9 protein-coding genes and 1 pseudogene are annotated in these 8897 nt (G+C 43.8%); 2 read left to right on the forward strand and 8 right to left on the reverse strand.

All coding sequences use genetic code 11. The annotated features are described in order from the left end of the window. The 6 genes from A7090_RS24995 to rfaQ all read right to left on the reverse strand — a co-directional run. The coding region (locus A7090_RS24995; protein WP_105275870.1) for a glycosyltransferase family 8 protein at positions 1–822 on the reverse strand (822 nt) is incomplete at its 3' end. Positions 823–846: 24 nt separating this feature from the next. Beyond that, positions 847–1554: a lipopolysaccharide core heptose(II) kinase RfaY gene (gene rfaY, locus A7090_RS25000; RefSeq protein WP_105275871.1), complete on the reverse strand. Its 708-nt coding sequence runs from the start codon at positions 1552–1554 to the stop codon at positions 847–849. Positions 1555–1579: 25 nt separating this feature from the next. Beyond that, positions 1580–2587, reverse strand: a complete 1008-nt coding sequence (gene waaO / locus A7090_RS25005) for a lipopolysaccharide 3-alpha-galactosyltransferase (RefSeq protein ID WP_105275872.1) — start codon at positions 2585–2587, stop codon at positions 1580–1582. 53 nt (positions 2588–2640) lie between these two features. After that, complete coding sequence (gene rfaP, locus A7090_RS25010) at positions 2641–3438, reverse strand: lipopolysaccharide core heptose(I) kinase RfaP (protein ID WP_105275873.1); 798 nt, start codon at positions 3436–3438, stop codon at positions 2641–2643. Beyond that, positions 3431–4555, reverse strand: coding sequence for a glycosyltransferase family 4 protein (locus A7090_RS25015; protein WP_105275874.1), 1125 nt, complete (start codon positions 4553–4555; stop codon positions 3431–3433). Before A7090_RS25015 ends, rfaP begins: the two co-directional genes overlap by 8 nt. After that, positions 4552–5610 (reverse strand): lipopolysaccharide core heptosyltransferase RfaQ, encoded by a 1059-nt coding sequence (rfaQ, locus tag A7090_RS25020; protein ID WP_105275875.1) that lies wholly within the window; start codon positions 5608–5610, stop codon positions 4552–4554. The genes A7090_RS25015 and rfaQ overlap by 4 nt, the downstream gene beginning before the upstream one ends. A 408-nt stretch (positions 5611–6018) precedes the next feature. Between rfaQ and waaA the strand changes: the two genes are divergently transcribed. Both waaA and coaD read left to right on the forward strand, forming a co-directional pair. Next, complete coding sequence (gene waaA / locus A7090_RS25025; RefSeq protein WP_105275876.1) at positions 6019–7296, forward strand: lipid IV(A) 3-deoxy-D-manno-octulosonic acid transferase; 1278 nt, start codon at positions 6019–6021, stop codon at positions 7294–7296. Between the two features lie 7 nt (positions 7297–7303). Then, the gene (gene coaD / locus A7090_RS25030) at positions 7304–7783 is read left to right on the forward strand and encodes a pantetheine-phosphate adenylyltransferase (RefSeq protein WP_001171866.1); all 480 of its coding nucleotides are present in this window, start codon (positions 7304–7306) and stop codon (positions 7781–7783) included. Positions 7784–7821: 38 nt separating this feature from the next. Here coaD and mutM read toward each other — a convergent pair whose 3' ends face one another. Together mutM and A7090_RS25040 are read right to left on the reverse strand one after the other, a co-directional pair. Next, positions 7822–8631 carry a bifunctional DNA-formamidopyrimidine glycosylase/DNA-(apurinic or apyrimidinic site) lyase gene (gene mutM, locus A7090_RS25035; RefSeq protein ID WP_105275877.1) on the reverse strand — a complete coding sequence of 270 codons (810 nt, stop codon included), beginning with the start codon at positions 8629–8631 and terminating at the stop codon, positions 7822–7824. 95 nt (positions 8632–8726) lie between these two features. Next, positions 8727–8897 (reverse strand): annotated as a pseudogene (locus A7090_RS25040) (IS4 family transposase); the annotation flags it as partial.

Genomic DNA, 8897 nt, shown 5'->3' on the forward strand with positions numbered 1-8897 from the left:
ACTGGATTTAGTTATACCAGTATAATTGATTAAGTAAATTTCATAATTAATAAACCTTGTGTAATTGTCTCTATTTTTTTCTTCAAATTCTGACTTTATAGTATAAATACAATTATATTTTCTCGGTAATATTTTAGCATGATGCAAGAACATTAAATTCAAAATATCTTGATCCGGATACTTTAATTTTTTAATAATTGACTCATCTGATAATAGTTCAAAAAATTTCTCCGTTAGTCTTTGTTTTAACCATTGCCGTAAATTAATATACATTAAGCCAGAGTTAAAATAGCTACCGTTAAAATCCTCATTACACAAACGCTCAGCACTTTTACTTTGCATAGCATCTACATCAATTACCACAGCTCCATATTCATCTTTAAACTCTAATGCTATTAACTCGTTCAATGACCCTTTACAGACGATATCAGCATCAAGATATAATAATGAATCCAATCGCGCAGAAAAATAATCAAATGAAAGCAAACGATAATAAATAGACACTGGCCAGATATTTGATTGAGGTAGCGCTTTCAATGGCTCAGAATCAATATGATATAATTTAATTACTGTTTGATAGTTCGTTGCTAATTGTGATAATAATTCAATATATTCTTTATCTAAGTAATCAGCGATTATGTGAAAGGTAAATTTGTTTTGTTTATTATTTTCAAGAATTGAAGCAATTGAAATCGCAGCCCCAATCTGGTAGTTCTCATCAATACCCCATGAGACATTAAACGTTTGCCGTTCATCAAGTTTAACAGGGCGCTTGTCCAGTTCAATTATATCTTTAAATTGAGTAAGATGTTTAAAATCCAATTTAATTACCCTTCATCATAATCATTATTTGCTCTTCAATCCTAGTTTGACTTTTACATACCTGATTGCTTTTTTAATTTTCTTTTTGAATACAAGATATGTATAGCCAAAGTCTTTCAATTCATTTTTTATATTATAGTGCCGTTCAAGATCAATGCGATCTTTTGCTTTTAAAACTGCGGTTGTTTTTTTACCTGAAAGGTCTATTAGTCTTAAACCTTTTTCGGATACTATAAAATTTCCTTTATGAGGATCGCCAGACACCATTCCATGCTGATGTAACTCTTTTATCGATTCTGATAATTGATGCTTCAGATCTTCAGAAATTTCCGAATATTCATTTAACCCCACACCGTCAATATACTCAATGAGCATAATATAATAGTGTGAGAAATTTAATGTTTTACGTTCAGCAAGTAAAAAATAGTCATTAATTGATTGGATGCCCTCACCACGTACCCGATCAGTTTGATGAATTAAGTTTTCATAATAATCTTTTTTTACGCAAGATTTTAAGAAACGTTCGATTATTTTATGCTTTGGCGCATAAACTTTAAGTACAAGAGGTCCACGAGCAGTGTCAATAAGAATGACTTTAGTATCATCAATAGAACGAAAAACTTTTAATATTTTAATCCTGTAAGTTAAAAATTCATTCAGAACTTGCTCATAAAATGGGTCATTATCTTTTATGAGCACTTTCAATCCACTTATCGTTTTATTATATATCATAATGAATTATTTTAACCTTAAACCTTTAGAAACATTTTTCTTTATAATATTTTAAATAATTAAGAATGCCTGCCATATAATGCTTTTGTTTAAATTTATGTTTTGCACAATACCGATACTGATTGCTATTTACAGGTTTAAGTAAATCTTCTTCACACCACGGAGAAGCTGCTTTGGCGATCAAAAAACTACGTGACACCGGATAATCAGCCCACTCATGCCAGGGTTTTGTAGGTCCCACATAGTGTATAAACACGGTGTCATCATTGACTGGATTATCAACTTTGTCTTTTAACTCATAGTTAATACTATATCGGGTATTATATTTTCCAGAAATAAACTTCACTTTACCATTCAATAATACATTCAGTACATCTTGATCAAGGTGGGTGATTTTACTTACCCAATCTGGGTCACGCAACATTTCAATAGCTTTTGACGAAATGTTATTTAGATTCCACTCATCAATATTTATCAGTAGAAAACCAGCATTGAAATATCCAGAAGCTAATTGTGGTGTAGTTAATATCGAGGCTCGATTCTGCCACCATTCAACATCTCTTTCAGCTACAACTGCAGCAATTTCATTAGTAGAAAATTGATAATCTAAGAGTTCTTTAATACTACCCTTGCAAGCAATATCTGCATCAAGATATAGTATTTTTTCATGTTTATTATAGAAATAATCTGCAATTATAAATCGAAAATATGTTGCGTAAGTCCAGTTTTTCGTGCTTGGTAATGACTTCAGCTTATCACAATTGATAACATAAATATTAATTCTTGAATTATATTGTTTTGCTAAATCAGAAAAATATAACTTGTCTTTATCACTGATATAATCTGTGAAAACATGAAATTCACAAGAGATTTCTCTATTGTTTAATAGAATAGATGCGATGGCTACACCACATCCAAAAAGAAAATTTCTGTCAATACCAAATGCTATATCAAGAGTATTTTTAGATCTTATATTTTGATAATGAAAATTATACTCAAAAAGGATGATGTCACTATCATTGAGTTGAGACATATTTATTCTGCATCCAAAATTTTGGCTAAAATAAGTTACGCATTTCTAAAGGGTTACAACGATTTTCTAATCGTTCTTTCCCTGATTTTTGTGGCTTTTGCTTCTGCTTGCGACAGCAGTCCTTGTTCCTGCTTGAGAATATCTTTAAGTGGGATGGACAAATACACCTTCATAAACCGCCAGATATCACGCTGAGTCAGGCCGATATTCATCGAAGAAAAATAAAGCCCAATAAGATCTTTATCGCGCCAACGATGTGGAACGCGCGTGCGAAGCTGCGCACGATGCAGGTCAATTACCGAAATTTTTAACTCCTCTTCCTTACCGGAAAAAGGCAAGTGCAGCAGGAAATGACAGATATAGCAGTCACGGTGGTTGATACCTACAGCATGCATGTCGCGCACCATCGCCGCTACGCGCTTAATAAGCATACGCTTTACGCGAACATCTGGTGGGTTAGTCGCCCAGTCAGCACAGTAATCTTCCAGACTGATGGTTGGCGTCAGATCTTCGGTAATAATAAACGAGGTTCTGGTCAGCGGATTAATGCCTTTTTCACCGAAAGCCACACCATACATAGTATCAACGCCAACATCCCGCAGTCGGTGAATCGCATTCCATTCACGGTCTGCGCCTAGTACCGGCATCCGCAATGAGAGCAAATTTTTGATTATCTCTTTCAGGGTCGTGCCGCGATGCCATTTAAGAAAATAGCTTTTGCCCGCCATTTCAAAGCGCAGAGTGCGGCGAGTTTCCAGTTCACGAAATACCTCACCCTGCAAGGTTTTAACTTCCTCAAAAGGATCTTTACCGCGCCATAACGTGGCAAACGGCTCTTTAAGCTCAACCATTCAGACCACCCGTTATGATATCTGCCGCTTTCTCTGGCAGACTGTATAAATCTTGTGTATCAGCATAATGTCGCGCATTTTCTGCCCAGGCCTGGCGCAATGAGGATTGCGTTAACGCTTTGCGTAAAATCTCATTCAATGTTTCCTGGTGGAATGGCTCAGCAATAGCCTCGCCGCAATTTGCGTCGACAATATAATGCGCATAGCCACAAACTGCAGTTGTTAGTACCGGTAATCCTGCAGTAATCGCTTCCAGCAGCACAATTCCCGCCGCTTCCTGGTAGGCAGGATGCAGTAATAAATCTGCCGCCGCCATTAATTCCGAGACATCGTTGCGCCCGGAAAAGAAGTGAACATTACTGCGCACGCCGCGCTTTTCTGCCAGCGCCTCAAATTTTCGTGGTTTATCCTGGCCAACAACATATAGCAATGTGTTGTGGCGCAGCGAATCCGGTAGCGAAGCTAATGCCTCAATGGAACGATCGACACCTTTACGCGTGAAGTCTGAACCGACCTGCAACAATAAATATTGTTGTTCGGTTATTCCATTCTTCTTACGGAAGATTTCACGGCTATTGGCTGGCTGCTGGCTATATTTACGGTCAGGATAAATCCCCGGAGGCAGAATATGAAAACGTTCCGCTTCAGTCTGATAATGTTTCTGGAAATCGGCGATTTGCTTATCCGTCAGCATCAGCAGCTGTGTCGACTTGCCCTGTTCAAAGGTTGCCCGCTCAAAGGCGGCATAATGGCGATAACGTGACGTCAGGCGATAGAAAAAGCCTTTCTCCTGCGCCACTTTCTCGGCATAACAAACATCAGCGGCATAATAAACGTCCAGCCCCGGCATTTTGTTGAATCCAACGACTTTATCGACCGGGTGCTCGCGTAAATGTTTTTGCACCCAGGCAAAATACTCGGCATTGCGCCCGTGATTGGTATGCGACTTAACCGGCACTTTGATCAATTCAAATATGTCAGGGCATTCGCCTTCCCACGACTGGGCATAAACCCGAACATGATGCCCTCGGGCCGCAACTGTCTGAGCAATACGCATGAAATCGCGCTGCAAACCGCCAAAGGGAAAATATTTATATAAACAGAAAGCAACGATCATAACGACGTACCTGTCGTGGAGGATGGCAGTAATTTATCGACAGCTGTAATGACATCCACCGCCGGAATAACCGAGAGATACATCTCATTTCGGTCACGCTGATCGCGCGTTGGCATTTCCCGGTAATCTCCCGCCCAGAATTGAATCATGTTATTTGACCAGGGACGCCAGAAAATATGGTCTGTCGCACCAAACAGCGATATCAGCGGCGTATTAACGGCGGCAGCAATATGCGCCGGTGCGGAATCAACACCAATAAACAGCTGCGCATGATCAATTAACGCACCAAGTTCCGGGAAGGTCACCTTTCCGGCCAGCGCCGTTACTGGTGGCGTCAGGCATCCCTGTGCAATTTCATTGACGCAAGCCAGATCGTCTTTATCCGGGCCGGACGTCAGAACGACTTCATAACCACGTGTATGTAAGGCATCAATCACAGCGGAAAACTTGGCGTTGTCCCAGCATTTGAAGATTTGCCGCGCTGTAGGTTGGATAACCACATAATTTTGTCCAACACCTGCGTGATCCAGTTCACGACGCATACGTTTCCAGCTTGCAGGCGGGTAACTCATGGTTGTCTGCTTCACCAACGATTCAAGGCTCAGTGGCATCAGCACGGATAAGTTACTTTCCACCACATTTCCACCCTGCAACGGCACCAGATGGGTGAAACTATTACGCCAAAAAGCAGACTGCCGATGATGATAATCCTGGGAAATAGTCACACGGGCATTTAATAAGCGAACCAGTATAGCAACCATCCATTGATCGGTAAGATTGACGATAAGGTCATACTTATTGGCACGTAATATCTTGATGAGATGAAAAAAGTTGACAAGTTTATCTGCGGCTTTTGCTTTTTTATTTTTTATGCCGTAGAGCGCGTTAATCTCTGGATTTTCAGACAGGATCGGGATGGTGTCCTCATAAAGCAGCACATCGATTTTTGCGTCAGGGTAATTTTTTTTCAGCGAACTAATGACGGGCGTAGTTAATAACATATCCCCATGAAAACGCATCTTAATGAGCAAAATTCTTCGAAATGGCTTATCCACAATTAACTCTTTTTGTTGAGATTATCCGATTAAGGTGAAGCAGAAAAAAGCACGCTACCGCCCCAGGCTCAACAGCTACCCGAATACTGATAACGCACTTACTTTGACGCGCTAGTGTATCACTTCTTTCGCGGCAATCCGACTCGAATGTTTTTTATACACAGAATGTGTTTTAATTATAAAAATCATATAGATAAAATTGCGCATAGAGAGAATCCAGATATTGTCGATGTAAAGTTGCAATCCTGGCTGAAATTCAATGAATCGCATAAAAATACAAAAAAACTGAAGATGTAGCGGCAAATCAGCTCAAACAGAGGCTATTTAAGTCAAAAATGGGAAAAGTAATGGTAAAGCCACAGCTAAATACATAGAATCCCCAGCACATTCATAAGTCAGCTATTTACTATGCTCGAATTGCTTTACACCGCCCTTCTCTACCTTATTCAGCCGCTGATCTGGATACGGCTCTGGGTGCGCGGACGTAAGGCTCCGGCCTATCGAAAACGCTGGGGTGAACGTTACGGTTTTTACCGTCATCCGCTAAAACCAGGCGGCATTATGCTGCACTCCGTCTCCGTTGGAGAAACTCTGGCGGCGATCCCGTTGGTGCGCGCGCTGCGTCATCGTTATCCTGATTTACCGATTACCGTCACCACCATGACGCCAACCGGTTCGGAGCGCGTACAATCGGCTTTTGGAAAGGATGTTCAGCACGTTTATCTGCCTTACGACCTGCCCGATGCGCTCAACCGTTTCCTGAATAAAGTCGACCCTAAACTGGTGTTGATTATGGAAACCGAGCTATGGCCTAACCTGATTGCGACGCTACATAAACGTAAAATTCCGCTGGTAATCGCTAACGCGCGACTCTCTGCTCGCTCTGCCGCAGGTTATGCCAAACTGGGTAAATTCGTCCGTCGCTTGCTGCGTCGTATTACGCTGATTGCCGCCCAAAATGAAGAAGATGGCGCACGTTTTGTGGCGCTGGGCGCAAAAAACAATCAGGTAACCGTCACCGGTAGTCTGAAATTCGATATTTCTGTCACGCCGCAGTTAGCTGCTAAAGCGGTGACGCTGCGCCGCCAGTGGGCACCACATCGCCCGGTATGGATTGCCACCAGCACTCACGAAGGTGAAGAGAGCGTGGTGATCGCCGCACATCAGGCATTGTTACAGCAATTCCCGAATTTATTGCTCATCCTGGTACCCCGCCATCCGGAACGCTTCCCGGATGCGATTAACCTTGTCCGCCAGGCTGGACTAAGCTATATCACACGCTCTTCAGGGGAAGTCCCCTCCACCAGCACGCAGGTTGTAGTTGGCGATACGATGGGCGAGCTGATGTTACTGTACGGCATTGCCGATCTCGCCTTTGTTGGCGGTTCACTGGTTGAACGTGGTGGGCATAATCCGCTGGAAGCTGCTGCACACGCTATTCCGGTATTGATGGGGCCACATACCTTTAACTTTAAAGACATTTGCGCACGGCTGGAGCAGGCAAGCGGGTTGATTACCGTCACCGATGCCACTACGCTTGCAAAAGAGGTCTCCTCTTTACTCACCGACGCCGATTACCGTAGTTTCTATGGCCGTCATGCCGTTGAAGTGCTGTATCAAAACCAGGGCGCACTACAGCGTCTGCTTCAACTGCTGGAACCTTACCTGCCACCGAAAACGCATTGAGGGTGTTATGCAAAAACGGGCGATTTATCCGGGTACTTTCGATCCCATTACCAATGGTCATATCGATATCGTGACGCGCGCCACGCAAATGTTCGATCATGTTATTCTGGCGATTGCCGCCAGCCCCAGTAAAAAACCGATGTTTACCCTGGAAGAGCGTGTGGCGCTGGCACAGCAGGCAACCGCGCATCTGGGGAACGTGGAAGTGGTCGGGTTTAGTGATTTGATGGCTAACTTCGCCCGCAATCAACACGCTACGGTGCTTATTCGTGGCCTGCGTGCGGTGGCGGATTTTGAATATGAAATGCAGCTGGCGCATATGAATCGCCACTTAATGCCGGAACTGGAAAGTGTGTTTCTGATGCCGTCGAAAGAGTGGTCGTTTATCTCTTCATCCCTGGTTAAAGAGGTGGCGCGCCATCAGGGCGATGTCACCCATTTCCTGCCGGAGAATGTCCATCAGGCGCTAATGGCAAAGTTAGCGTAGCGTTTATGCCGGATGGAATGCCATCCGGCGCGCAGGAATTACTTCTGGCATTTCCGGCAATAAAACGTTGCCCGCTGCGCATGTTTAGTCGCCACAATCGGCGTACCACATACCCGACACGGCTCGCCTTTTCGCCCGTAAACCTGCAATTCCTGGGCGAAATAGCCCGGTTTACCATCACTTTGCAGAAAATCTTTCAGTGTTGTACCGCCCTGCTCAATCGAACGCAGCAACACCGCTTTAATCACCCGAGCTAACAATTCACACTCTGCCAGCGACAGTGATGACGCCAGCCGATCCGGATGGATCCCCGCCGCAAACAGTGATTCACTGGCATAGATATTCCCTACGCCTACCACCAGCGTGTTATCCATCAGCCACGGCTTAATCGCCGTTTTTTTCTTCGCGCACTTCTGATGCAGGTACTCACCGTTGAAATCGTCGCTAAGCGGCTCCGGTCCAAGATGGGCCAGCACATTGTGGCCTTCTAGCTCTTTGGCCCACAGCCAGGCGCCAAAGCGGCGCGGATCGGTATAGCGCAGCACTTTGCCGTTGCTCATCACCAAATCAACATGGTCATGCTTTTCGGGGGGAAGTTCTTCTGGAAGGATGCGCAAACTGCCAGACATCCCCAGATGAATGATAATCCAGCCCTCAGGCAGCTCCAGCAATAGATATTTAGCCCGGCGCTGCACGCTAAGCACTGGCTGGTCGCTTAAACGGTAGATTTCTTCCGAAACCGGCCAGCGCAAGCGTCCGTTGCGCACCACCGCATGAAGAATGGTTGCGCCAACGAGATGCGGTTCGATGCCGCGTCGGCTGGTTTCAACTTCGGGTAATTCAGGCATAGCATCTCCAGGAATGAACAGATGCAGTCAATATGGGGGCAGGCAGATAACAAAAAACCCCGCCGGGGGCGCTGAGGGATCCCCATAAATCAGCGCTAATAAACCAACACCATATTCTGGTAGGTTTTGGCGAGATGATTAAGAACTGTGCTTAGCACTGTTCGTCTTAAAATTAGCGGGGAGTGTCGTAAGACATTCTTCGCTAACGTCAGATACGAGATTACCCGCCGTGCTTTAATGCTGTATGCCGAATTTTTAAGATGTAA

Origin of the sequence: Escherichia sp. MOD1-EC7003, from assembly GCF_002965065.1 — a bacterium.
Lineage (GTDB): Bacteria > Pseudomonadota > Gammaproteobacteria > Enterobacterales > Enterobacteriaceae > Escherichia.